Raw genomic sequence first — 24,926 nt, forward strand, 5'->3', positions numbered from 1 at the left:
TTGGACTCAAATGAGAACCGCTATAGTCAAAAACTGCATAATAGTGTATTTTACGGGAAAAGGTTTCAGTATTTTCCCTCTTTAATTTAGGTGAACTATGTTGCGCTCATTCACAGCTAGGCTATTTGGTGTAGCTCTCACGCTTACAGGGTTTGGGTTAAATGTACAAAGCGCGGTAGCCCAAACGACTTACACTTTTGACGCCACTTATGATGCAGCTTCTAGAGTTAGTAGCTTTATTTCTGAAAACATCACAGCAAATACTGTTTCAGGGGAAAGTAATGATGCACCTTTTGGTTTGACTAGAGCTAGTGGCTTATTTTACATCCAAAATGATTTAACTAGTGGTTCTTATCGCTTTAGTAGTAATCCAGCGACATTTGACTTAGAAGGTTTGCCACTTGGTGGAGTAACATTATTTGGAGTTGAGAATAATAAGTTATTTTACAGTATTGAAGATGGTATTGGATTTATTGATTTTAATACTCTAACTACCACTGCTTCTAACACTGCTACTATCATAGGTGGTGAAGGTTTATTCTCTGGTGCTACTGGTACGCTTACTAGTTCTGAAGTTAATCAAGTCGGTAATCTTTTAGTAGATCCAAGAAGTACTATTAGAGGTACTGTAAGAGTGAGTGGTATAATTCAAGTCTCCTCAACTCAAAGGGTTCCGGAACCAACCAATACTGCGGCGCTGATTGGCATAAGTGCAATTGGGGTTGGATTATGTATGTGTAAACAGCGTCGGAAAGTGGCTATACGCTAAAGGGCGATCGCTCCAATTTTACCAAACTACCAAAAATAGACTGAAATTGATAATATCTATCTGGAATAGTGTTTTGTAGATTTGTAGACTTGTTTGGATACTGTTTCTAAGCAGCCTATTATCTTTAAAACCTATGTATGTTAGTATTATAGACAACATTAACAAACGGTTTCATGCAGCTTGTGCGATCAGGGGTTGGCTCTTGATGAGGGAGCTGAGGTAATGTCTAAGAAGAAAGTATTAATTCTGTCAGCACTTCCGGATAGATTACGTTTAGATAAAGAAATTCGGGAAATAGAAGAAGCTATTAAACGGGCAGTAAAACGGGATTTGTTTGAAATTAAGATTAGAACCGCTGTACGTTCTCAAGATATTCGCAGAGCAATTGCAGAAGAACGTCCTCAAATTGTACATTTTTGTGGACATGGTATGGAGGATGGCAGTTTAGTATTAGAAGACGATGGCGGAAATCACAAACCTGTATCACCAGAAAGTTTAGCAGCATTATTTAAGCTACACGCCAGTTATGTTAAATGCGTATTACTTAACGCTTGTTATTCAGCCCTACCAGCAAAAGCAATTAGCCAACATGTTCATTATGTAATTGGGATGAATCAGCCGATTGGTGACAAAGCCGCGATTGTATTTGCTCAAGGATTTTACGATGGACTAGGGTATGAAAATCTAGATAATCAAGATATTATTCAAAGGGCTTTTGATGAAGGATTGGTTGCCATTAAAATGGAAGACATTTCACAAGGGCAAATACCAGTTTTGGAAAAAAAACTTTTGGGGATTGAGAATTCTGCACCAGAACCAGAGACAAACATATATATTGAACAAGATGCCGGAAATAATATACATAACTCTTGGACAATGGAATTAGAATACCCGGATGGATATGTGCCAGTTAATTCACCTTTTTATATAGAACAAGATGGCATTGAATCTGTTTACGAAACACTCTTGAAGCCTGGTTCATTAATTCGGATTAAAGCACCAAAACTGATGGGGAAAACTTCTTTATTGAATAGGCTTCTGGATTACGCGGAAAAACAGAATTATCAGTCAGTTTATTTAGATTTAGGTGGTATAGACAAAGCAATATTAACAAATCTTGATAAATTTTTACGTTGGTTCTGTGGAAGGGTTAGTGATGAGCTTAACCTGGAGAATAAAGTGTCAGAGGCATGGAATACGAATATTTTAGGTAGCAACGATAATTGTACAGCTTACTTTAAGAAGTATATTTTATCCAAAATTAATCATCCTCTGGTTTTAGGTTTAGATGAAGTAGACCGATTATTTACTTATAGTGAAGTGGTGGAAGATTTCTTGGGAATGTTACGTTCTTGGCATGAAAAAGGGAAAATATCTGATGTTTGGAAAAAACTGCGTTTAGTACTAGCACATTCCACAGAAGTGTACATCCCTTTGGATGTCCATCAATCTCCCTTTAATGCTGGATTACCTGTAGAACTAGAGGAATTTAATCAGCAGCAAACCAGAGAATTGGTGAAAAAACATGGAATACAAGATGCGGATGCTCTTTTAGAAGAATTAAGGACAATGGTAGGAGGACACCCCTATCTGTTGCGATTGGCGATGTATGAGATTGCAATGGGGAAAGTAACTCTCAAAAATTTATTACAGTCGGCAACAACAGAAGCAGGGATTTATAATAATCACTTACGCTCTCTATTAGGAGTTTTGCAAACTTCCCCTGAACTGCGAACATGTTTGAAACGGGTAGTTGATTCAAATGTAGGGGTGGAATTAGATCCTATGCAAATTTACAAATTGCACAGTTTGGGGCTAGTACAAAAACACAATAATCATGTTATACCCCGTTGCCAACTTTACCGTGAGTATTTCCGCCGCGTCTTATAAGGAGTTTTGAAAAGTGGTAGCTAGTAGTTCCAACTTCTATCAGCTTGGTGCAAGTCTCCCGGTTGATGCTCCCAGCTATGTGCAGCGACAAGCGGACGAGGAATTTTACCAAAAATTGCGCTCAGGGAAATTTTGTTATGTGCTGAATTCGCGGCAGATGGGTAAGTCTAGCTTGCGGGTGCAGACTATGCAACGGTTACAACTTGATGGGATTATCTGTGCGGCGATTGACTTGACAGGGATTGGTAAGCACAAGGTAACTCTATCACAGTGGTATGGAGGGATTGTTTACGCTTTGGTAGAAAGTTGTCAGTTAGAAGACAAATTTGATTTTGATTGGCAGACATGGTGGCAGAAAAAACAAGAGATACTAGATCCAGTCATGTGTTTGAGATTGTTTATCGAACAAGTATTACTGGAAAAATTTCAGCAACCGATAGTCATTTTTGTGGATGAAATTGACAGGGTACTGAGTCAGGATTTTTCTCTGGATGATTTTTTTGCTCTGATTCGGTTTTTTCAAAATCAACGAGTTGATAATCCTGTATTTGAGCGGCTGACGTTTGCTTTGTTGGGGGTGGCGACTCCCAGCGATTTGATTACTGATAAAACCCAAACCCCTTTTAATATTGGAGAAGGAATTGAACTGCATGGTTTTCGTCTTTCAGAAGTCCAACCGCTGATTAATGGATTGAAGGGTAAGGTATCAAATCCCCAACAAGTAATGGAGGAAATCTTAGAGTGGACAGGTGGACAACCGTTTCTCACTCAAAAGTTGTGTAAGTTTATGGTTGAGGAGTCCGAGAAGGATAATCCTCATTCTGTTGGGGAAGTAGTAAGAGCAAGGATTATTGAAAACTGGGAATCTCAGGATAACCCAGAGCATTTACGAACGATACGCGATCGCATTCTCTCAAATGAGCAACGAGCTATTTATCTGCTGGAATTATATCAGCAAATTCGGCAGGTTGAAGAACAAAGTGAGCTACAAGCAGATAATACTTTAGAACAAAGTGAGCTACAACTTTCAGGATTAGTTGTTAAGCAGTACAACAAGTTAAGAGTTTACAATCCCATTTATAAAGAAATTTTTGACGCCCACTGGATTGAAAACCAATTAAAAAATCTGCGTCCTTACTCTGAAAATTTTAGGGTTTGGGTAGATTCTGGAGGAACCGATGAGTCAAGATTGTTGAGAGGGAAGGCATTACAAGAAGCTGAAGAATGGGCAAGTGAAAAGAACTTAAGTTTTCAGGATAAACAGTATTTAGCAGCTAGTAAAGAGAAAGAAATTCAAGAGGAAATCGTTGCGAAAGAACAAGAAGCTGCTTTGGAGAGAGAGAGAAAAGATCGGGCAGCAGTAGAGAAAATAAATCAGGCATTAAGTGAGGCTCATAAGAAAGCTCAACGACGAATTAGTATTGGAAGTATAATTTTGCTTGTGACATTGCTGGGAGCGATAGCTTCAGTGATACTAGGTATAGAGCAAGTGCAGAAGGCTAATAGACAGGTTGACGAAGCACAGAAACAAGCAACAATAGCGCAGCAAAGTGAACTTCAAGCTAAAAAAAGTGCTAAACAAGCAAAGCAGCAAGAAGAAATCGCTAAGAACAATGAAAAATTAGCACAGCAAAGAATAAAAAATGCTAATAAAACTGCTGAACAAGCAAAGCGGCAAGAAGAAATCGCTAAGAACAATGAAAAACGAATTCAAGAAAGTGCTTTGAAATTAAAACAAGATGCTCAAAAAATAGAACAAAAATTAGCTACAGTACAAAGAAATTTAGAAGATAAAAATAGGGAAATATCTAGAACTAATGAACAGCTAATTTCCGCCCAAAATAACGAAAAAGAAATCAAAATAAAACTTCAAAGTATAAAATCTGAATACTCAATAAACGAACTCAAAAATAAAGAAATTAGGACAGTAGTTGAAACTGTTCAAAAACTATCTGAATTAGCTGGAAACTTACGAAATGTAAATCTTACATCTGAGTCAGAGGAGGCATTGAGGCTAGCAGGTTTATCATTCAATGTCAAAGATTATAAACTTAAACGGGCTCTATTACTTGCTACTATTTCACAAGCATATCAACATCTGAAAAAGTGGAATGAAGCAGAACAAGAAATTAAAAAAAGTAAGGATACTTTATCACAAATAGATAAAAATATTATCACTAATAATGAAGGATTACAAATTCAAGTTTTAACCAATAAAGCTCAAGGTAACTTCCTTACAGAAAAAAAAGAAACAAATCTGGCTATAGAATCTTATAAATTAGCATTTAAAATTATTAAGAATTACCCAGAACAAACTAGCCCTTTTACAAAAAGTAACCAATTGCTCACAGCTAAAGATATTGAATCTGTTCATCAAGCTTTAATTAAGCTAATCTCCAAAAATAATACAGAATCAGAATTAAGAGAACAGGTAGAAAAATCTCTTACCCAACATTTATATACTCAACTTGAATATTATTTGAAAGCGAAAAATTGGAAAGCAGCTGATACACAAACATTCCAACTCATGCTCAATATTGCTAAAAGAAAAAACTATAATATTGCTGAAAGAGAAAACTATTTAACTACCTACTCTATTAATAATTTTTCTTGCTATGACCTGCAAAAAATAAACAGATTGTGGGTTAATTCAGACAAACGTTTTGGCTTCAGTGTACAAAAAGAAATATGGATTAATACAGGGAATAGGCTAGGTATAGAAGTAAAAGACTCAACTCAGAAAGATTATGAAAATTATCTTCGCTTTGCTACAGCAGTTGGATGGTATGATGACAAAATTGAAACGGGAGGTTCAGGGAATAGCGTGAGTCAAGAAGAACCGTTTTTGAGTAGAGAAAAACTGTTTGATCGTATAAATAATAACCCTTTTTACGTAAGGGGCAGCCTGCCTATGAGCGTGGTATATTTCGGACGAGGCGGACAAATCATGGATACACAGAGGACTTCTTTTCTCGCGTTGCGACTTGTAAAGTGTAACATTTAAGGCTTTCTGAAATTTGTAATTATTTATTACTGCCTCTTTTTCCATGATAGAATCAGCATTTCGCAAATCCGATACCTGGCGATCCCTGCGGGGAAGTCAAAAGTCAACCGATTGATGTACTGGATCTAATTAACTAATTTGCTAGCAATCTTGGTGTTCCTTGTTGTTTATCTAAGTAAGAGCAAAGCTTTGTTATTATAACAGCAAACTCAAAAGTTCTCTCAGAAATTGGTATGTAATTACTCATCCTTAAAATCAAAGCTAATGCTAATATTTTAGCATGGATTGAGTCTGAAAATACCTATTTTTGACTTTTGACTTTTGACTTTTGACTTTTGACTTCCCCAAAGGGGCGGTTGGGTTTTAGTTCTCGTGGTTTGCGTGACATAAGTTTTCAACACTCTCTCATAAAGCGCAACATTATTGACACAAATATATTACCTCGTGTGTGCGCGTCAACTCGTTTTTTTGCTTTGAATTTCTGCAATTCTTGTTAATAGCATTTGTTCTGTTTGTGACAGTGCTGCCAACTGGTTTTGGAGTTGAAGTTTTTGCTTGAGTACTTTGTTGAGATACTTCGCAAAACAACTACCATCAATCACAGATTGAAGTCGTTGTTCATATTCTTCGTCTGACATAGGCTTACCACACATTGCGGTCATCCCAAGTTCATCCAATTCTTCCCATCGTTTCAAGTCTGCTGTTGTTGGTTGATGTTTCTCACTTGTCATCATCTTTCTCCTCTGCGATATAATTGGTCTTGTAGAAAGGTTAATGCTGCTTCTTTTGTGAGAATTAATTCTCGTGGATACTCAGGATTCTCTTGAAATCCAATATTTAAATAAAAATCTTTAGCTCTATCAATGGCTAGGACTTTAGTAATTCCTTCTATTTCTGTATCTATTGTTTCTTGAATTATTTCTGACATTAACCATCTTGCTGCCCCCTTCATCTTTTCCGGTAACTCTACGCCTTCTAAGTTTAAGCAATTCCAAGGAGGCGTTGTAAATGGATCAATGGATAGATACATTCTTTCTTCAGTATAAGGGAAAATGAATCCTATTTGTCTAGAGATTATTGCTCCTGCTTGTAAGCGATCGTTTACGTCTCTGACTCCTCGAAAAGAAGATGCATAACTATCATCAATGACGAAATCAACTAAAGCTTCTACCTTAGCAACACAATCTCCAAAAGTTGTTTTACTAATCCTGCTTCTATCTCCATCAAAATATTGGTTGATATACTCCTGTGATTTGATAACCCAGCTAATCAATTCATTTTTGACATCAACATTTGCTTCTATGACATAGCTGAATTGATTGAAATTTGAAGGATTCGTCATACGTTAGCTGTTTGTAGCATGATTGTATTGCATTCCTTGTGTTGCAGCCCACTGTAATGCCATCCACCTTTAAGGCGAAGGTTCGCGCAGAGCAATGGAGTCCTGCTCTGATAACAAACCAGACATATTTAATACTTATTGTGACCAAGTTTCTGCTTGTTGAGCTAATTCAGCACGTTGTTTTTCATCCAACCAAATTTGATTCAAGGTTAATTCCCAATGAAACGTCAGAAATCCTTGGTGAGGCTAGGAGATGTAGAAACCCCTGGTTGACGAAGTACGAAGTAACTAAAGGTAGTTCATGTACCCGACACCGGTATGATCACTGGAATAGGTTGATTCTTGTGCTTTCGATAGATGAGGAAGTCACTGTCTAGAGTCAAGACTTCGCTGCCAAGATAAAGTTCTGCCATTCGTACCAGACTTGCATCGGCTAAGGAAATAGGAACGGAGAGATATCGGGTTAATAGCTCAGTAATTGACTCAACTTCCTCAGTAAGCTGAAAGGCAACCAAAATTTGCTGGCTTTTGAGTAATCCAACTAGAGTTTCTCGTCCATTGCTCACACGCTGCAATAAAAACCATGCTTCTGAAAGAACTGCTTCACAAGAAAGTAATGGAGGTTGGATTGTGGCAAGTTCTGTCATTATCCAAGAGTGATAGCGATCGCGCCGATCAATGAGGGCGACAAGGGGACCAGTATCAAGGAGGATTTGCTGACGCATCAAGCACCATATCCTTCCATGTACTTAGGATTAGTAGAGAGGTCTCCAGGACCTATGCCTGCACCGATATAAGCTTGGGCTGTTTCCAAGAAGGATTGAGCTGGTTCCTGGTTCATGGATGATAGTCTTTGCCGCTTGCTTTTGAGAAACTCTGCAAAGTCCAGAACTTCTTGTTGTTCAGCAACAGAGAGTGTTTGGAGTGTTTCAATGACTTGCTGTTGAATGGGTTGCATAGGGGAAATCCAAATGGCATTAAAATCAATTATTATCCATGATGATATAGTGTGTGGTGTTTCCACCGCACACAGTTCTGAATAGCTGTGGGGAGCTTACATCAACTTATCCAAGGTGATGGGCAAACTGCGGATGCGCTTACCAGTAGCATGATAAATGGCGTTGGCGATCGCCCCCGTAACTCCTACCTTAGCTATCTCCCCCACGCTCTTAGTACCTGTTTCATTAACCAGCGAATCGTCCTCGTCGATGAAAATTACTTTAATATCGGGTATATCATAGTGGTCAGCGATCTGGTATTCTAAAAGATTAGTATTAATGTAGCGACCCGTTTGTGGATCGGTGAACGTTCCTTCAGACAAAGTGTGACCGATACCCCAAATGATACCACCATACATTTGATTGCGTGCTGTTTTCGGGTTGAGGATGCGACCACAAGCTACAGCACTAACAAAGCGCGAAACCCGAAATTCACCTAGTTCCTCGTCAACTTTCACCTCAGCAAACATCGCGCCAAAGGAGTACATTGAGTACTTCATGACGTTCTCTCCAGGTGCAGCCGCAGCCCGTGCCTCCACTACTGCTAGACGTGCAAACTCTGAACCGCCTTGCGCGAGAATTTCCTTGTAAGTCTGACCTACCGACGGGTCATCCTTTAAGTATAATCCATCACGGGCAATTATTTCTTCTTCCTTTCTGCCATAAAGAGGCGATTGTTCATGACTCGTTGCCATGCCAATTAGCTTACTGCGTAGTGCTGTGCAGGCAGCCTTCACAGCAGGTGCAACACTATTCACACCCAACGATGCGACTTGTTGCGGCGCGTGCGGCAAGTCTGTATCGCCTAGTTCAAAGCGCACTCTTTCCAACGGTAAACCTAGTTCTTCAGCAGCAACTTGAGTCATTACTGTATAAGTTCCCGTACCAACATCAGCAATGCCACTTTGAACTAATGCTGAACCGTCAGCGAAGATTTGGGCTTTTGCTGAAGCTGGTTGGCGGTAGAAGCACGGGTATTCAGCAGACGCCATCCCGTAACCGATTAGTAATCCATCTTTGTCGCGCATTGAACCGATTTGGGGGTTACGCTGATGCCATCCGAATGCCTCTGCTCCGGCTTGGTAACATTCCTTAAGGTGCTTACTGGTAAAAGGACGCCCATCAGTTGGATCAACTTCAGTGTAATTACGCAGACGAAGTTCTATAGGATCAAGTCCTAATTCGTATGCCAACTCATCCATCCCTGATTCAGTGGCGAAACTGCCAATCCCTTCTCCTGGAACATGCATCATGTTCGCTTTCGGAGCATTAATCTTGACGACACGATGCTGCATCGAGAAGTTCGGGCAGGCATACATCATGCGCGACATTGCGCCTGTTGGTTCCGCGTAGTTTTCATGTTGCCATGTCTCTTCCACAGTATCATGCTGAATCGCCGTCAATTTTCCATCACGCTTTGCGCCGATCTTAAATTGTTGCACCATCGCTGGGCGATGACCGTTAGAAAAGAAAGTTTGCTGACGTGTGAGTGTTAATTTTACTGGTCGGCGGACATGTTTGGCAGCAACAGCAGCTAAAATAACATGTGGCCACACACGACCTTTGCAACCAAAGCTTCCACCAACGAATGGTGCAATTACACGTACATTCGATATTGGTATCTTCAGCGTAGTTGCTAGAACGTTTTGGCAGCCAAAGACAGCATTGGAAGAATCGTGAACGAGTAGGCGATCGCCTTCCCAAGCTGCGGTGGTAGAATGCAATTCCATGCAGTTGTGGTGATGCACTGGCGACGTGTAGGTAAGATCAAGTACCACATCAGCTTCTGAGAAACCTTTGGACACATCACCGCGACTGTAATCTGGTCCTTCGCCTATGATATCATGAGGTGCAAACTTATCGCTTAATGGTCGAAATGCTTTAGGTAGACATGAAGACAGGGGGTGTGGCGTAGTCCCTTCATCCTGCGCCAAAGCTGCTTCAAAGGTGGTAATTGCTGGTTCTTCTTCATACTCTACTTGCACGAGTGCGGCAGCGTGGGTGGCACGCTCGAAGGTATCAGCAATCACCACCGCAATGTGTTGACCTTGATGATCAATCCGGTCATCCTGCATCGGCAAATGGCTTTGCGCGGCAAACGTCGGATCGAGCGGCTGAATGTATTCTGGCAATTCACCGAACTTTGGTGTATTCAAATGAGTTAAGATACCGAGAAAGCCCGGAGCAGCTTCAGCAGCAGAAGTGTCGATATTTTTGATGCGTCCTTTGGCGATCGTACTCTTAACTAGTACACCATAAGCCAAATGTTCCATCGAGAACTCAGCGGAGTAACGTGCTGCGCCAGATACTTTAAGCGGTCCATCAACACGACTAATCGGTTTGCCAATGTGATTTTGGTTGATTGTACTCATGCTCTGTGTTCTCCTTTTGACTGACGTAAAGAACGTACTACAAGACGCTTGGTCAATTCCACTTTGAATTGGTTGTGTTCTGTTACACACATACCATCAACTGCAGCATCCGCCGCTGCTCTCAAAGCGTCTTCATTGGCATTTGTACCAACAAGAACTGCTTCTGCTTGGTAAGCACGCCACGGTATTGATGCGACGCCGCCAAGCGCAATGCGAGCTTCCTGTATAACGTTGTCTTTGATATCTAGGGCGGTAACAACTGTGACATTGGAGTACAACTGTCGATCGCGTACCTTAGCATGAGTCGAGTGGGCAAAGTACGCCTTCGTAGGTAAATCCACTGAGGTAATCATCTCACCATGCTGGAGTACAGTTTCCAAGTGCGGTGTGTCGCCTGGTAGAAGGTAAAAATCTGTAAGTGGAATGCGACGTGTTCCTGTATTGCTTTGCGTGTTTAAGACAGCATCAAAAGCAACTAGAGCGATCGCCATACTCGAAGCATGTGAAGCGATACAATGTTCACTCGTTCCCAATAAGGCATGTCCACGATTGATCCCATCAATGGCGGGACAACCTGAGCCAGGAACGCGCTTGTTACAGCCAAAGGCTGTGTCACGAAAGTAGCTGCATCTAGTACGCTGCATCAAATTGCCACCAACCGTTGCCATATTGCGAATTTGTGGCAACGCGGCGTAGAGAATTGTTTCCGACAGCGCTGGGTAACGCTCCTGTATAATCGCATCTGCCGCCAGTTGACTGTTGCGCACAAGCGCCCCAATCCTTACCCCGTTTTCAGTCAATTCAATCGTTGAGAACGGCAAGCGGTTGATATCAATCAGACATTCATGTCTCTCAACATAGTCTTTCATCATATCGAGCAGCGCGGTTCCACCACCAATGAAGGTAGCCATAGGATTGTTGGTTGCCGCATTGATCGCTACGTTCACGTCTGGTGTTTGCACGAAGCTAAAGGGGTGCATTGTCTCTTCTCTCAGGTAGTTTGTTGATGACTAGCTTTTGTATTAAGCACCGGGAAATAAGTATTTGGAACCACAGATGTACACAGATAAACACAGATAAGCTATCTGTGTGCATCTGTGTTTATCTGTGGTTTTATTTTCATGAACCTTCGACAACTTCGCGAATTGCGGCGACAATATTTGGGTAGGCGCTACAACGGCAGAGGTTGCCAGTCATAAAAGTGCGAATTTCTTCGTCTGAGTGGGTATGACCTTCTGCCAACAGACCGATAGCGGACATGATTTGACCGGAGGTACAATAGCCGCACTGGTAACCATCGTGGTTGACAAATGCCTCTTGCATGGGATGTAGTTTGCCGTCTTGCACCAGACCTTCGATAGTTGTAATTTCGTCATTCGTGTGCATGATGGCGAGGGTTAGGCATGAGTCCACGCGAATGCCGTTTATCAACACAGTACAGCAGCCGCACTGACCGTGATCGCAACCTTTCTTCGTTCCTGTTAAACCAATTCGCTCCCGCAGTGCATCAAGCAGTGTGACACGCGGTTCGATGGCAACCACATGAGCTACACCGTTGACGTGTAGTGTTACGGTAACGTCACTAGAGTCAAATATTTTGACTGTTTCTGCAGCTTTTGCGTTTATCATGTTTTTCCTTTTATGAACCCCCAAGGCGCCAAGAACGCCAAGAAATAGGAGATTTGTGTAAGTTCTAATTAATAGTTAAAGCTAGTTGGTTTAACCATCTCGGTCTATCAAGTTCTTGCTGTCTTTTAGATATTGTCCTGGGGTGACACCAATCAGTCGCTTGAAGTGCCACCCGAAGTGGCTTTGGCTGGTAAAGCCAGTTTCTACTGCTACTTGCCCAATTGACCAACCATTGGTTAACATAGTTCTCGCACGAGCAATGCGCACTTGAGTTTGGTAGGCATGGGGGGGAAGCCCAACTTCTTTAGAAAATGCACGATTGAGATGGAAGGGACTCAAGTTAGCAATCTGTGCGAGTTGCTCAAGGGAAATATTTTCTGCGTAGTTGTCTTCTAAGTAATCCCGAAGTCGCTTTACGGATTGGTTTTCTGCTCCTACAGGTTGTAGCACGGGGCTATTCTCTGCACACTGAAGGATGAGCTGCGCTAATGTGCCCAGAACAAGAGACTGTTGTTCGAGTAAAGAAGCTGATGCTTTTTCTAACGCTATATGAAGATCTAGAACAAGCTTGTTCAGGTGTTTGTTTGTGACAACCGCAGGTACAAAAAACGGCAGCCCCTTTTGTTTTCCAATCACTTCTGTAGCAGCATTTTCGATTAAAGCTGAGTCAACACGCAGTCCATAATAAGTACAGCTGATCTCACCAGCTACATGAGCTGTATGTGCTTCTCCTGGTTGGGTTAAGGTGAAACAGCCAGGAGATACAATGTGCTTGGCACCTCGATAGTGAAATTCCCAAGGACTACCTTTTTGCACAACGGCAATTTCCAGTTCCTGATGAAAATGACGAGGAGTTGAGTAAGAGGCAGAAACGCCCCGCATTAACTCAAGTCCAACTTGTTGAGGACGCCAAACTTTGAGGCGCGAGCCTTTCGATTTCGCTTTCATAAGTTTTTTGCTCTTTCAAAAAAAGGCAAAACAAGTTATTGTTTTCTTTATAATGCCACTGATGACATCTGATACCAAAAATTTACTATTTGTCTCCACTTCCGTAGGACCACTTGGTACTGGACTCGGTGGCGGGGTAGAATTAACTGTACGTAACATTGCCCAAGAAATGCTCAGACGAGGGCATCAACTGCAAATAGTTGCCCCAGCAGGTTCTACATGGGATGATTTACCAGTAGTACAAATTCCCGGTAATCTACAAATCATTGCTCAAAGTCAGGAACGCACAGCCCCGATTACTATGCCAGATAATTCAGTGTTGGCGAATATGTGGGACTATGCTCGTCAACAAGATGACTACGACTTGATTGTAAATTTTGCTTACGATTGGTTGCCTTTTTACCTCACACCATTTTTTCATCGTCCCGTTGCTCACTTAGTCAGTATGGGTTCACTCTCCAATGCCCTCGACCAAGTTATTGCAAAAGTATCACAGCAGTTTCCCGGTACAATAGGCTTTCATACCAAATCTCAAGCAGCAACTTTTCCCGCTTTAACTCAACCCTTACATTATTTAAGTAATGGCATTGATTTATCTCTGTATCAATTTTGCACTCACCCAAAGCAACAGTTAGCTTGGATTGGGAGAATTTCACCAGAAAAAGGTTTAGAAGATGCTATAGCAGCAGCAGAAATTACCCAGATTCCCCTCAAAATTATGGGTAAAATTCAAGATGAATTATACTGGCAGCAGATTTGCCAAAATTACCCCAATGACATGTTTGAATATTTGGGATTTTTATCAACTCATGAAATGCAGCAGGTGTTACGCGAATGTCGGGCATTGTTGATGACACATCGTTGGGTAGAAGCCTTCGGAAATGTGGCAATTGAATCCCTCGCATGTGGAGTGCCGGTGATTTCTTATCGTCGCGGTGGTCCGGAAGAAATTATCATTGATGGCAAAACTGGGTTTTTAGTAGAACCTGATAATGTTAATCTTTTGGTAGATGCTACGCAGCGCTTAAATCAAATCAATCGTCGAACTTGCCGTACACTAGCTGAAACGGAATTTTCTCTACAAGCATTGGGTAATCGGGTTGAAAAATGGTTCAGAGAAATTTTAGAATAACTGTCCCACCGCCTTTAAAGCCTAATGATTTATTACGAGTGATTGCGCCTAGTGGTGCTTTGCGAGAATTTGAGGCGTTGCAAGCAGGTGTAGAGATATGGCGATCGCGTGGCTATCGAGTAGAAATACCTCCAGAGATAGATGACAAATGGGGTTATTTAGCTGGTTCAGATGAAGCTCGTCGTCATCAGTTAGTAACAGCATGGAACGATCCAGAGTGTCGCGGTATCCTCTGCGCCAGAGGTGGTTTCGGCAGTACCCGCGTGTTGGAGAATTGGACGTGGGAATGTAGAGACGCGATATATCGCGTCTCTACGATAAAATGGTTAATAGGTTTTTCTGACATCACCGCCCTTTTGTGGAGTCTTTATCAAGAAGGAATTTCAGGCGTACATGCTCCAGTACTAACAACTTTAGCATCGGAACCAGATTGGTCAATTCAAAGTTTATTTGATTGGGTGGAAGGTCGTTCTCTTGCACCCCTTAAAGGTTATGGTTGGGGTGGTGGTGTTGCAAGTGGTATTTTACTACCAGCAAATCTCACAGTGGCAACTCATCTAGTAGGTACACCACTACTACCAGATTTGGATGGTGTAATTTTAGCATTGGAGGATGTGACTGAACTACCCTACCGTATAGACAGAATGCTGACACAGTGGAGAATGAGTGGTGTACTCAAAAAAGTCAACGGGATTGCGTTGGGTAGCTTCTTTCGTTGTGAAGCACCACCAAACATTCCTAGCTTTAGTGTAGAAGAAGTGTTGCGCGATCGCTTAGGTGATTTGGGTATTCCGATTGTCTCAAACTTACCCTTTGGGCATGAACCACCTAATGCTGCTTTACCAGTAGGAGTACCAGTTCAGTTGGATGCTGATCATGGAGTTTTGAGCTTTTAATTGTTAAGCTCTTCGTAAAGGTGCTAATAACTCGTCTACCCACTGTTGATTTAAGTTAGACAATGCTGGTGGAGGAACTGGTTGACGGTAATCGATCCGAACATCATAACTACCAAAATCGTATACTCGTGCGATCGCATCTTGCAGGTTGACAACTAATTCCTCATCCTCTGGCTTAAGCGGCAGCGGAAAATCAGGAATTGCTTCTCGCAAACTAAACCCATATAAATCTGCCACAGGACGACTGAATGCACGACTTACTACAATTCGGTAATCAATTTTCTCTGCTTCCCCCGTCATTGGCATGGGCAAATTACCTCGTAACAAATCAATTTCAACCAAGTGTGACAAACTTCCCAACACTCTGTACCGCTTGTTTTCATAAGCTGTTCTACCTTTCCCTTTGCGTTTATTTTTCGGTGACAATATTTCAATTACCGTCACAACTGTATTGATTCCAACTTCTCGAACTTCTAGATAACGCTCTCTAACTTCAGCAGGCATCGGCAGCCGGATTTTAATTGGGCTTTGAACTGCAACATCAGAAGATTGTTGAGATGGTTCAGTTAAATGATTTTCTGGTGATGATAGTATCAGCGCATCTGGAATGCCAACGAGTAATTCTTCCCCCTCATCAGTGTAGGTGCGCGTTTCAACTCCAATGTAGTACTTTGGACGCAACAGAGGAACGAGAGTATTTGAAAGTTCTACAATTAAACGGTTATGAAACTCTGACCAAAAAAGAGATTGCTCTAGGTAGGGGTTCATTCCTGGAAACGGCGACGGCATCAGTCATGACTAAACACGGGTATTACTTTCATTTTACCTTAAGAAACGTATAACTTACAAATCTTCACAAAGTAAATAAACCACGATTGTAGGGGCAAAGGCTAGCCTTGCCCCTACGAAAATTTACGGGGTAATTACCCTAATTGCTGTAATTATCTAACTGAGTCAGAACAAAAGCATACTTACTTGCCAATTCTTTCAAACTTTCATAGCGTCCAGATGCGCCACCGTGTCCTGCTTCCATGTTAGTTTTAAGCAAGAGAACGTTGTTGTCTGTCTTCAGTTCTCGTAGTTTTGCCGTCCATTTGGCAGGTTCCCAGTATTTGACGCGAGAATCATTCAAACCAGCAGTAATTAAAATATCTGGGTAATCTTTCGCCTCAACGTTATCGTAAGGTGAGTAAGACTTCATATAATTATAATAAACTTTGTCATTGGGATCGCCCCACTCATCGCGTTCCATTGCGGAAAGCGGCAACGAGGTATCTAATATAGTAGTAACTACATCTACAAACGGCACATTGGCAACTACTACTTTAAAAAGATCGGGACGCATATTAATCACTGCTCCCATTAATAAACCACCCGCACTACCGCCAGAAATAGCTAGGTGATTGGGAGATGTCCATTTTTCGGCAATTAAATACTCAGCACAGGCAATAAAATCGGTGAAGGTATTTTTTTTGTATAACAATTTGCCATCTTCATACCACTTACGCCCCATTTCTTGCCCACCGCGAATATGAGCAATGGCAAACACTACCCCACGATTGAGCAGTGAAAGTCGATTGGATGAAAACGATATCGGGTAAGATACACCATAAGCACCGTATCCTGTTAGGAACAAAGGATTCCCATCTTTTTTGATTCCTTGTTTGTAAACTATGGATATGGGAATTTGCGTACCGTCTTTAGCTGTAGCTATTAGCCACTCACTCTTGTACTGACTTTTGTCATAGCCACCGAGAACTTCTGTTTCTTTTTTCAACTCCTGCTGATTTGTTTCCATGTCGTAGTCAAAGACAGATGGCGGAGTGATTAAAGAGGTGTATTTGTACCGGAGAATAGTAGTGTTAAATTCTCGGTTATTCTCTTCATAAAAATTGTATGTTGGTTCTGGGAAAGTAATGAGATGTTCCTCATTTGTAGATAAGTTTTGCACTCGCCCAATGGGCAATCCGCCCTTTCTTTCATAAATTACTAAGTGATTAGCAAAAAGGCTAATGCGTGAAAGTAACACATCTTCGCGATGGGGAATTACAGTCTGCCAATTCTCTTTTGCTGGCGAGGCTACCAGGGTTTTCATGAGTTTAAAGTTGACTGCCTCTTCATTAGTAACGATGTAAAAGTAATCACTGTGATGATCTATTTCGTATAGTACACCCGTAGTCCGTGGGTGAATTAATTGAAAAGACGCGGTGGAATTGTTAGCATCTAAATAGTAAGTTTCTGATGTAACGCTGCTACCAGAACTCATTAAGATGTAGGCTTGACTCCGGGTTTTACCAACATATAAATGGTAAGCTTCATCCTGTTCTTGATAAATGAGAACATCCTCATCCACTGTAGTGCCTAAAGTATGCCGAAATACTTGGAATGGACGGTTTGCTGCATCAATTTTGGTGTAAAATACTGTTTGGTTATCGTTAGCCCAAGCTAAAGAGTAATGAGTTTCACTTATGCTTTCGGGGTAGAACTGAAAAGTGTTAAGATCGAGAAAGAAAAGCTTGTATTTTTCGGAGCCAACAGTATCAATTGAATAAGCTAATATTTGATGATTGGGGCTAACTTGAAATACACCATTACTGAGAAATTCATGCCCTTGAGCAAGTTCATTTTGATTTAGCAGCACTTGTTCGGGAGCATCAAGACTACCTTTTTTACGGCAGTAAATTGGGTAAGCTTTTCCTTCTTCGGTGCGTGAATAATAGTAATAGTCATCTTTACGATATGGTACGGAAAGATCAGTTTCTTTGATGCGAGCAAGCATTTCCTCGTAGAGCTGCTTTTGTAGCGTTTCGGTATGCTGCATCATTATTTGAGTATAAGCGTTTTCGGCTCCCAGGTACGCTCGGACTTTCGGGTTGTCGCGATCGCGCATCCAAAAATAGTTGTCAATTCGGCACTCGCCCCCAGACTCCAAAACACAAGGCTGTTTTTCTGCAACAGGTGGAGTGACTTTCGTTTGTATATCATCTTGATTCATAGTTCACCTGATTTATTCACGAAAGCTTTTTTTTCAATGTACACAAACCTATGGCAGGAATCACTCCTAAAATCAGTGCTGTAAGTCCTTGTCCAGTCAGATATACTATTTGAACACGATTGCTGAGTGGAATAAACTGCTGCACTTGAGAAACTAGCCAAATTAAGATACTAATCAGTAGGAATGAAATCGGGGGGAGAAAATTCCACCACCACACACGCGCCACATACCGCCGCAGTACCAACCATTGGCAAATACCCAGCCAAACTCCCGACAAGACATATGACATGGTTGACAAAAGTCCTAGACCAATTATTTCATAAGAAGATAAACTTTTGTGTAGAGATAAGGCGATATATGAAATATAATTAATCCAAGCTGTGGAAACGCTGTTAGAAATTAGCCATCCGAAGGCGGTAGCTAGCATCCACAATTTACCAGATATATATTTACGTATTACTAGTGCCTGATCTGCGGCAAAAACTAGAGCAAACAAAACACTACTGAAATATCTTCCTAAACTATACCATGTTTGCTGCTGCCCATCGGTCGGCAAGCTCTCTAAAATAGTTTTTTCCAAAGCAATACTGACAATTCCACCCACAACCCATCCCAAAATAGTCATCAAGGTAAATTTGAGCAAAAACCCCCGACGCTGGTTCCGTGGGATGAGGAATCTTTGCGCATGATGAAGAGAGTCTTCAGTTTTAACCCCTAATCGGTTGGGATTGTTAAGCTGAAATTGGCTATCTTGCGGTTTTCCAACTCTGGATCTTACATTCTCCTGGCCCACTGTTTCAATTATCTCCTGCTCACGCCTAAGTTCCGTATTACCTCGTACCTTTGTAACAAAGTTGATGGTAAATACGCCAGCCAGCCCCTTCGGGGAAGTCACGCATTCAAAAGTCACGCATTCAAAAGTCAATGAACAAGGAGATTTTTTTGCTTAAACTTTTGTAATATTTTTGGCAAGCATAATCAAGGCAAACGGCAATCCGAGCAATGATAAGCTAAACAATGACAAAAAAAGAATATAGGATGAATTGTTAAATGGGTATTTACTCCAACGATCCACTTTTGCTTAGAGTAGCTCGTGGTGAAGTTTTAGATCGTCCTCCTGTCTGGATGATGCGACAAGCAGGGCGTTATATGAAAGCTTATCGGGATTTACGGGAGAAATACCCTTCTTTTCGCGATCGCTCGGAAATTCCAGATGTAGCGATTGAAGTATCCTTACAGCCGTGGAGGGCTTTTCAACCAGACGGAGTGATTCTGTTTTCTGATATCGTCACTCCTTTACCTGGTTTAGGCATAGATATGGATATTGCGGAAGGTAAAGGACCAATTATTCACTCGCCCATTCGCACTCAAGCACAAATTGATAACCTGCATCCACTACAACCAGAAGAGTCGCTGCCATTTATTAAAACAATTTTGCAGGCGTTGCGACAAGAAGTAGGCAATAAATCCACTGTACTGGGTTTTGTGGGAGCGCCTTGGACTTTAGCTGCTTATGCAGTAGAGGGAAAAGGTTCTAAAACCTACTCCGTGATTAAAAATATGGCATTCTCTGACCCAGCCATTCTACATCAACTACTAAGCAAATTTGCTGAAGCGATCGCCACTTATGTCCGCTATCAAATTGACTGTGGCGCTCAAGTTGTGCAAATGTTTGATTCATGGGCAGGACAACTTAGTCCTCAAGATTATGAAACTTTTGCGCTTCCCTATCAACAGCAAGTTTTCCAACAAGTCAAACAAACTCACCCAGATACACCCCTAATTCTACTAGTTAGCGGTAGTGCAGGTTTGCTAGAGCGCATGGCTGTAGCTGGTGCAGATGTCATTACTGTAGACTGGTCTGTAGATATGGCAGATGCACGCACAAGATTAGGTCATCATGTCAAAGTGCAAGGAAATCTCGATCCTGGTGTACTATTTGGCTCTCATGAGTTTATCCGTTCACGCATCCTAGATACTGTTCGCAAAGCTGGTAACAAAGGACATATTCTTAATCTTGGGCACGGTGTTTTACCAGAAACTCCTGAGGAAAATGTGGCTTTCTTCTTTGAAACGGCAAAGCAGTTGAGTGTTGCAGCAGTATCGTAGAGACGTTCCGCCGGAACGTCTGTACAATCGTGTCGGTAGAAACATTCTCCGCAAACGTCTGTACAGATTTTCCGGCTGTACAGGAGTCGTAGAGACGCGATATATCGCGTCTCTACAGGAAAGGTACATTTTATTTTCGGAACTTTTAACTTTATTCCTAACTCATAACTCCTAACTCTCAACTTTTTTCTATGAGTCAGAAACGGATTTTAGTGACTGGTGCAAGTGGTTGTATCGGTCACTACATAAGTGAAATTTTAATTCAAGAAACTCATCACGAGCTGTATTTACTAGTCAGAAACCCAAGTAAACTACAAGTTGATACGCAAGCACGTCCTAATGTTACCGTTTTGCAAGGTGATATGCAAGAAATTGGGCGTTTTGCTGATTTGTTGAAAACGATTGATACTGCTGTACTTACGGCGACTGCTTGGGGTGGCGAGGAAACATTTGATATTAATGTATCTAGAACTTTAGAATTATTGAATTTATTAGATCCACAAAAATGCGAACAAGTAATATATTTCTCGACAGCTAGTGTTTTAGGGCGCAATAATCAACCACTCAAAGAAGCAGGAGAAATCGGTACAGATTATATCCGTTCTAAGTACGATTGCTTGCATAAATTAACAAAATTGTCAATAGCTCCCAAAATTACCACTGTCTTTCCTACTTTAGTATTGGGAGGCGATCGCCACAAACCCTACTCTCATGTCACAACTGGTATTTCAGAAGTTACAAAATATGTAGATTTGATTCGCTTTTTAAAGGCAGAGGGTAGTTTACACTTCATCCACGGGCAAGACATCGCTACTGTAGTAAGATATTTAATAGATAATTGTCCCAAAGAAGGCGAACCGCGTTTATTTGTGTTAGGGCAGGCGCAATTAACTGCAAACGAAGTAATTGAAGAAATGTGCGCTTACTTGGGCAAAAAGATTTACTTCCGTATCCCATTATCTTTATCGTTAGCCAATTTAATTATCTTTTTGTTTCGCATTCAAATGGCTGAATGGGATAGATTCTGCATGAACTACCGACATTTTACTTACAAAAATGTCATCAATCCAGCCAGCTTTGGTTTACCAAATTACTGCCCTACTATGAACGATGTTTTGAAAATTAGTTTGAAATACTAAATTCGCACCATAAACCCACAATTCCTGTAGAGACGTTACATGTAAAGTCTCTACATAGATGCTGGTGTTTCTTGTCTTGACACTCCCCTGCCGTCATGCGAGGGGATTCTTAAGACATCGCTGCCTTAATATCCCTACTGCTAGGGTTCCCCGGCTCAACACGTTTGCCCATAGGGCGTGCTGATATCTCCGTACATTGTTTTGGGCGTTTAGAACCTCGTGGTTCCGGTTTCGCGAAGTCCTCGCGTACCATACTTAATGCTCTATCTCTGATTGTTTTTGCTGCCCCCAAATCAGCGTGTTCCATGTGTCCACAATTTGTACAAATGAAGCGTTCTTTATCACGATTCAGTTTGTCTATGTGACCACATTTTCGACACTCTTGAGAAGAGAATTTAGGATTAACTTTAATTACTACTTTGTACTGCTTCGCAGCAAGATACTCAATTTTTAAAGTTAATTCCGACCATGCAGCGTCAGAAATAGAACGGTTTAAAGCCTTTTTTCTACTTTGTCCGTTTTTTAATAATCTTCCAGTTTTTTCATCAACTTTTACCTTACAACGTCTTAGCATTCCAGCAACGTTTAAATCTTCCAATCCGATAGCATCTGCATTTTTAGATACTATTTTATTGGCTACATACCATTGATATGCTTGACGTTTATCAGATATTTTTTTATGTAATCTACCTACTTGCTTAGCCGCTTTTTTACGGTTCTTGCTGCCTTTTTTCTTACGATTAACTCTACGCTGCCTAATTTTTAAAGTACGCTTTGTCTTTTTGTTAGTGCTGAAACGTGGATTACTAATTTGTTGTCCATTAGAAACATGAACAAGTTTAGTTAAACCCAAGTCAATACCAATTGCTGATTGGACTTCACTTAACGGTCTAGAAATATAGTCCGGTACGGTTTTGTCCTCAATTCTTACCGATATATACCAACCATCTTGACGCTTTCTAACTGTGACAGCCTTAATAGTAAAACCGTCGGGAATAGGTCTGGAGTTGTGAAACCGCATCCAACCTATTTTAGGTAAGTATATCTTGTTACCATCAATTTTGACGCCAACAGTAAAAGTAAAAGACGTAAATAAGGAGCGATTTTTGAATGTTGGAAACCCTCTACCCTCAAAGAAGTTTTTGTAAGCTATATCCAAACGTCTAATGTTTTGCTGTAGTACTGTGGAGTCAATGTCAGCAAACCATGATCTAGCTTTCTTTAATTCGGGTAAAGCGGTAATTTGAATATCCCCAGCACTACGTCTTGGGTTCTTAAGCTTACCCTCCTTATCGAATTTAGAGTCTTTCCAGGGTTCCCCAGTTGCACCATTCTTGCTAACAAAACAAGTTAGTGGACAAGCTTCCGCCTTAGTTCTAATATCGCAGTAGTCGCCTTGAATGAATTGCTGATTATACTGAGCAATTCTATCTGCTAAACTCCAGTTGTAACTAGACCTTAACATATCTAGCCAGTTGTCCATTTTGTCGGACTGCGTAACATTAGGACGTAGCTTGTACACATAATTGGTTAACAAGTTGTATCACCCCCGTTGTTGATTAACCTGTTTGATTCTACAATATCAATATACAACATGACAACCTAAAATTACAGAAATATGGCTAAATTTTCTCCTGACGAATACAGGCATGAGGGGAATGCTGTCTCATTGCTAAACTATCACTTTGTCTTCATTCCAAAGCGAAGAAAGAAAGTTTTGGTAGGCAAGATTGCTGAAAGACTACAAGAAGTTATCTGCGATGTATGTAATGAGAACAGATGGAAAATTGTGGCTATGGAGATTATGCCAGACCATGTGCATCTGTTCGTTAATGCTAAACCTACGGATTGCCCATCAACCATCATGAACCGTATTAAAGGTAGGGCATCTCATTTTTTACGAAAGGAGTTTCCAGAACTCTTGAAACTGCCAACTCTTTGGACTCCTAGTTACTTTGTGTCTACGGCTGGCAATATCTGTACTGAGACAGTGAAGCGGTATATCGCACAACAGCGAGAATAGTTAACATCTCTGGTAGCCGTCGCGGCTCGGTTAGCCTTCATCCCTTGTAAGACAGCACGGATGTATCTCTACGCCGTGCTTCGAGCCACAACATCTGCGGGTTTTCGGCATTTCCCTTATAAAACAGGAAGTGCGATCGCAAACTCTGCACCTTCACCTGGTGCTGAGTTACAGCTTAATTGCCCATGATGTTTCTCCACCACAATTTGACGGCTGATTGACAATCCGATTCCCGTACCTTTGCCTACTGATTTTGTTGTGTATAAATAATCGAACACTTTTTGCTGAACTTCAGGTGACATTCCCATGCCATTATCTCGAATCAAAATCACCACGCTTGTCTTGTCTAAATTTAAGAAAGTGCGAATTTGAATTAGTCCTTTGTCCTTTACTAAAGAACGAGTGACTAATGACTCTTCAATCGCATCAATTGCATTTGCAAGGAGATTCATAAACACTTGGTTGAGTAAACCAGCGTAGCAAGACACCATCGGCAAGTCGCCATATTCTTTAATAATCTCAATGGCAGGTCTATGTGGTTGTGCTTTCAATCGATGTTGTAATATCATTAAGGTAGTATCTATACCTTCGTGAATATCGTGTAATGTCAAGTCTTGGGCATCTTGACGCGAGAAGTTACGCAAGCTGCGTATAATTTCCATGATGCGATCGCATCCCAGTTTCAAACTGCCCAACATTTTCGGCATATCTTCCTGAAGAAACTCCAAGTCAATCGCTTCTATCTCATCTTCAATGTCTTTGACTGGCTGAGGATAGTGTTGTTGGTAGAGGTTAACGAGGTTGAGCAAGTCTTGGGTGTAATTACTAGCGTGGGCAAGATTGACATTAATGAAATTCACCGGATTATTAATTTCGTGAGCTATCCCTGCTACCATTTGTCCCAAACTAGACAATTTTTCGCTTTGAATGAGTTGTAGCTGGGTATTTTGCAGTGAGTGCAATGCTGCTGCTAACTCCGAGGCTTTTTCTCTTTCTCGCGCCTCCGATTGTTGCAAAGCTTGATTTTTCTGTTCTAGTTCTTGCGAGTAACTTTGCAAATCTTTGTAAAGGCTAGCATTTTCAAAAGCACTTTTAGTTGTACGATTTTCTAAATAGAGAATTCCTGTGAGCTTACCTTGATAAATAATTGGCAAAACTAAGACAGATTTTGGCTGGTACTTGACTATATAAGGGTCATTAGTAAACAATCCCTCTTGAGTTGCATCATTTAATACTAACACATCTTTAGTTCTTGCCACATAATTAATTAAAGACGTGGGTAAATCAAGACTTTCTTCCCCAGCCTGGAAATGTTGCACAACTACTTCTGGCTCAGTGTAACCATGAGCAGCTAAAATTAATTTGTCTGATTTGTGTAAAAATAGCCAACCTGCTTGCGCCCCAGCATTTTCCAAAACAAATTGCATCAACTTCTCCAGTAACTTCTCCAAAACAATTTCTTCAGAAATTGCTTGAGATACCTTCAATACAGTTGATAAATCTAGCGCGGCTAAATTTGCTGTTGTTAATGTTGATTTAGTATTTTGAGCAACGGTAATTGCGCTTTCTTTAGTATTGATTCGGGAGATAAACTGAGGATATTTTGCTTCTAAGTCTCTTACTTTTGCTACTGCACAAAGAGCGAATATAGCCATAGTAAGCCTCAATCATATACGTTTG

The 24,926-nt window shown here is 41.1% G+C and carries 21 protein-coding genes; 8 read left to right on the forward strand and 13 right to left on the reverse strand.

The features are described 5' to 3' along the window. Positions 1-97 precede the first annotated feature (97 nt). The 3 genes from ICL16_RS20225 to ICL16_RS47305 all read left to right on the forward strand — a co-directional run bounded on the left by ICL16_RS20225 (position 98) and on the right by ICL16_RS47305 (position 5,663). Positions 98-769, forward strand: a complete 672-nt coding sequence (locus tag ICL16_RS20225; protein ID WP_190831201.1) for a hypothetical protein — start codon at positions 98-100, stop codon at positions 767-769. 222 nt (positions 770-991) lie between these two features. After that, positions 992-2,659: an AAA-like domain-containing protein gene (locus ICL16_RS20230; protein ID WP_190831203.1), complete on the forward strand. Its 1,668-nt coding sequence runs from the start codon at positions 992-994 to the stop codon at positions 2,657-2,659. Between the two features lie 13 nt (positions 2,660-2,672). Then, a complete protein-coding gene (locus ICL16_RS47305; protein ID WP_190831205.1) occupies positions 2,673-5,663 on the forward strand; it encodes an AAA-like domain-containing protein in 2,991 nt (996 codons plus the stop codon). 455 nt (positions 5,664-6,118) lie between these two features. Here the strand turns inward: ICL16_RS47305 and ICL16_RS20240 are convergent, their stop codons facing one another. From ICL16_RS20240 to ICL16_RS20275, 8 genes are all read right to left on the reverse strand, one after another. After that, positions 6,119-6,397, reverse strand: coding sequence for a hypothetical protein (locus tag ICL16_RS20240; RefSeq protein ID WP_238360867.1), 279 nt, complete (start codon positions 6,395-6,397; stop codon positions 6,119-6,121). Further along, positions 6,394-7,005, reverse strand: a complete 612-nt coding sequence (locus ICL16_RS20245) for a hypothetical protein (protein WP_190831207.1) — start codon at positions 7,003-7,005, stop codon at positions 6,394-6,396. The genes ICL16_RS20240 and ICL16_RS20245 overlap by 4 nt, the downstream gene beginning before the upstream one ends. Before the next feature lie 299 nt (positions 7,006-7,304). Beyond that, a complete protein-coding gene (locus tag ICL16_RS20250; RefSeq protein ID WP_190831209.1) occupies positions 7,305-7,730 on the reverse strand; it encodes a type II toxin-antitoxin system VapC family toxin in 426 nt (141 codons plus the stop codon). Further along, a complete protein-coding gene (locus ICL16_RS20255) occupies positions 7,730-7,963 on the reverse strand; it encodes a DUF2281 domain-containing protein (protein ID WP_190831210.1) in 234 nt (77 codons plus the stop codon). Before ICL16_RS20255 ends, ICL16_RS20250 begins: the two co-directional genes overlap by 1 nt. A gap of 96 nt (positions 7,964-8,059) precedes the next feature. Next, on the reverse strand, positions 8,060-10,375 hold the full coding sequence (locus ICL16_RS20260; protein ID WP_190831213.1) for a xanthine dehydrogenase family protein molybdopterin-binding subunit: 2,316 nt from the start codon (positions 10,373-10,375) through the stop codon (positions 8,060-8,062). Then, entirely contained in the window at positions 10,372-11,355 is a 984-nt protein-coding gene (locus tag ICL16_RS20265) for an FAD binding domain-containing protein (protein ID WP_190831214.1), read from the reverse strand. Before ICL16_RS20265 ends, ICL16_RS20260 begins: the two co-directional genes overlap by 4 nt. 139 nt (positions 11,356-11,494) lie before the next feature. Further along, positions 11,495-12,004, reverse strand: a complete 510-nt coding sequence (locus tag ICL16_RS20270) for a (2Fe-2S)-binding protein (protein ID WP_190831217.1) — start codon at positions 12,002-12,004, stop codon at positions 11,495-11,497. 90 nt (positions 12,005-12,094) lie between these two features. Beyond that, complete coding sequence (locus tag ICL16_RS20275; protein ID WP_190831219.1) at positions 12,095-12,952, reverse strand: AraC family transcriptional regulator; 858 nt, start codon at positions 12,950-12,952, stop codon at positions 12,095-12,097. Positions 12,953-13,013: 61 nt separating this feature from the next. Between ICL16_RS20275 and ICL16_RS20280 the strand changes: the two genes are divergently transcribed. Both ICL16_RS20280 and ICL16_RS20285 read left to right on the forward strand, forming a co-directional pair. After that, complete coding sequence (locus ICL16_RS20280; RefSeq protein WP_190831222.1) at positions 13,014-14,084, forward strand: glycosyltransferase family 4 protein; 1,071 nt, start codon at positions 13,014-13,016, stop codon at positions 14,082-14,084. Then, positions 14,060-14,980, forward strand: a complete 921-nt coding sequence (locus ICL16_RS20285) for a S66 peptidase family protein (RefSeq protein WP_190831224.1) — start codon at positions 14,060-14,062, stop codon at positions 14,978-14,980. The genes ICL16_RS20280 and ICL16_RS20285 overlap by 25 nt, the downstream gene beginning before the upstream one ends. Before the next feature lie 3 nt (positions 14,981-14,983). Here the strand turns inward: ICL16_RS20285 and ICL16_RS20290 are convergent, their stop codons facing one another. The 3 genes from ICL16_RS20290 to ICL16_RS20300 all read right to left on the reverse strand — a co-directional run bounded on the left by ICL16_RS20290 (position 14,984) and on the right by ICL16_RS20300 (position 18,870). After that, on the reverse strand, positions 14,984-15,769 hold the full coding sequence (locus ICL16_RS20290; RefSeq protein ID WP_190831226.1) for a DUF4058 family protein: 786 nt from the start codon (positions 15,767-15,769) through the stop codon (positions 14,984-14,986). A 139-nt stretch (positions 15,770-15,908) separates the two neighbouring features. Further along, the gene (locus ICL16_RS20295) at positions 15,909-17,975 is read right to left on the reverse strand and encodes a S9 family peptidase (RefSeq protein ID WP_190831228.1); all 2,067 of its coding nucleotides are present in this window, start codon (positions 17,973-17,975) and stop codon (positions 15,909-15,911) included. Between the two features lie 16 nt (positions 17,976-17,991). Continuing rightward, entirely contained in the window at positions 17,992-18,870 is an 879-nt protein-coding gene (locus tag ICL16_RS20300; protein ID WP_337907089.1) for a hypothetical protein, read from the reverse strand. Positions 18,871-19,025: 155 nt separating this feature from the next. Here ICL16_RS20300 and hemE point away from each other — a divergent pair, with 155 nt between their 5' ends. Both hemE and ICL16_RS20310 read left to right on the forward strand, forming a co-directional pair. Continuing rightward, positions 19,026-20,084, forward strand: a complete 1,059-nt coding sequence (gene hemE / locus ICL16_RS20305; protein WP_190831231.1) for a uroporphyrinogen decarboxylase — start codon at positions 19,026-19,028, stop codon at positions 20,082-20,084. 191 nt (positions 20,085-20,275) lie between these two features. Next, positions 20,276-21,223, forward strand: coding sequence for an NAD-dependent epimerase/dehydratase family protein (locus ICL16_RS20310; protein ID WP_190831233.1), 948 nt, complete (start codon positions 20,276-20,278; stop codon positions 21,221-21,223). 109 nt (positions 21,224-21,332) lie between these two features. Here the strand turns inward: ICL16_RS20310 and ICL16_RS20315 are convergent, their stop codons facing one another. Beyond that, positions 21,333-22,745 carry an RNA-guided endonuclease InsQ/TnpB family protein gene (locus ICL16_RS20315; RefSeq protein WP_202895632.1) on the reverse strand — a complete coding sequence of 471 codons (1,413 nt, stop codon included), beginning with the start codon at positions 22,743-22,745 and terminating at the stop codon, positions 21,333-21,335. Positions 22,746-22,841: 96 nt separating this feature from the next. Here ICL16_RS20315 and tnpA point away from each other — a divergent pair, with 96 nt between their 5' ends. Then, entirely contained in the window at positions 22,842-23,246 is a 405-nt protein-coding gene (gene tnpA, locus ICL16_RS20320; RefSeq protein WP_190831238.1) for an IS200/IS605 family transposase, read from the forward strand. Between the two features lie 116 nt (positions 23,247-23,362). Here the strand turns inward: tnpA and ICL16_RS47310 are convergent, their stop codons facing one another. Then, positions 23,363-24,901, reverse strand: a complete 1,539-nt coding sequence (locus tag ICL16_RS47310) for an ATP-binding protein (RefSeq protein ID WP_337907090.1) — start codon at positions 24,899-24,901, stop codon at positions 23,363-23,365. Positions 24,902-24,926 lie beyond the last annotated feature (25 nt).

The sequence above is a fragment of the Iningainema tapete BLCC-T55 genome (assembly GCF_014698965.1).
Lineage (GTDB): Bacteria > Cyanobacteriota > Cyanobacteriia > Cyanobacteriales > Nostocaceae > Iningainema > Iningainema tapete.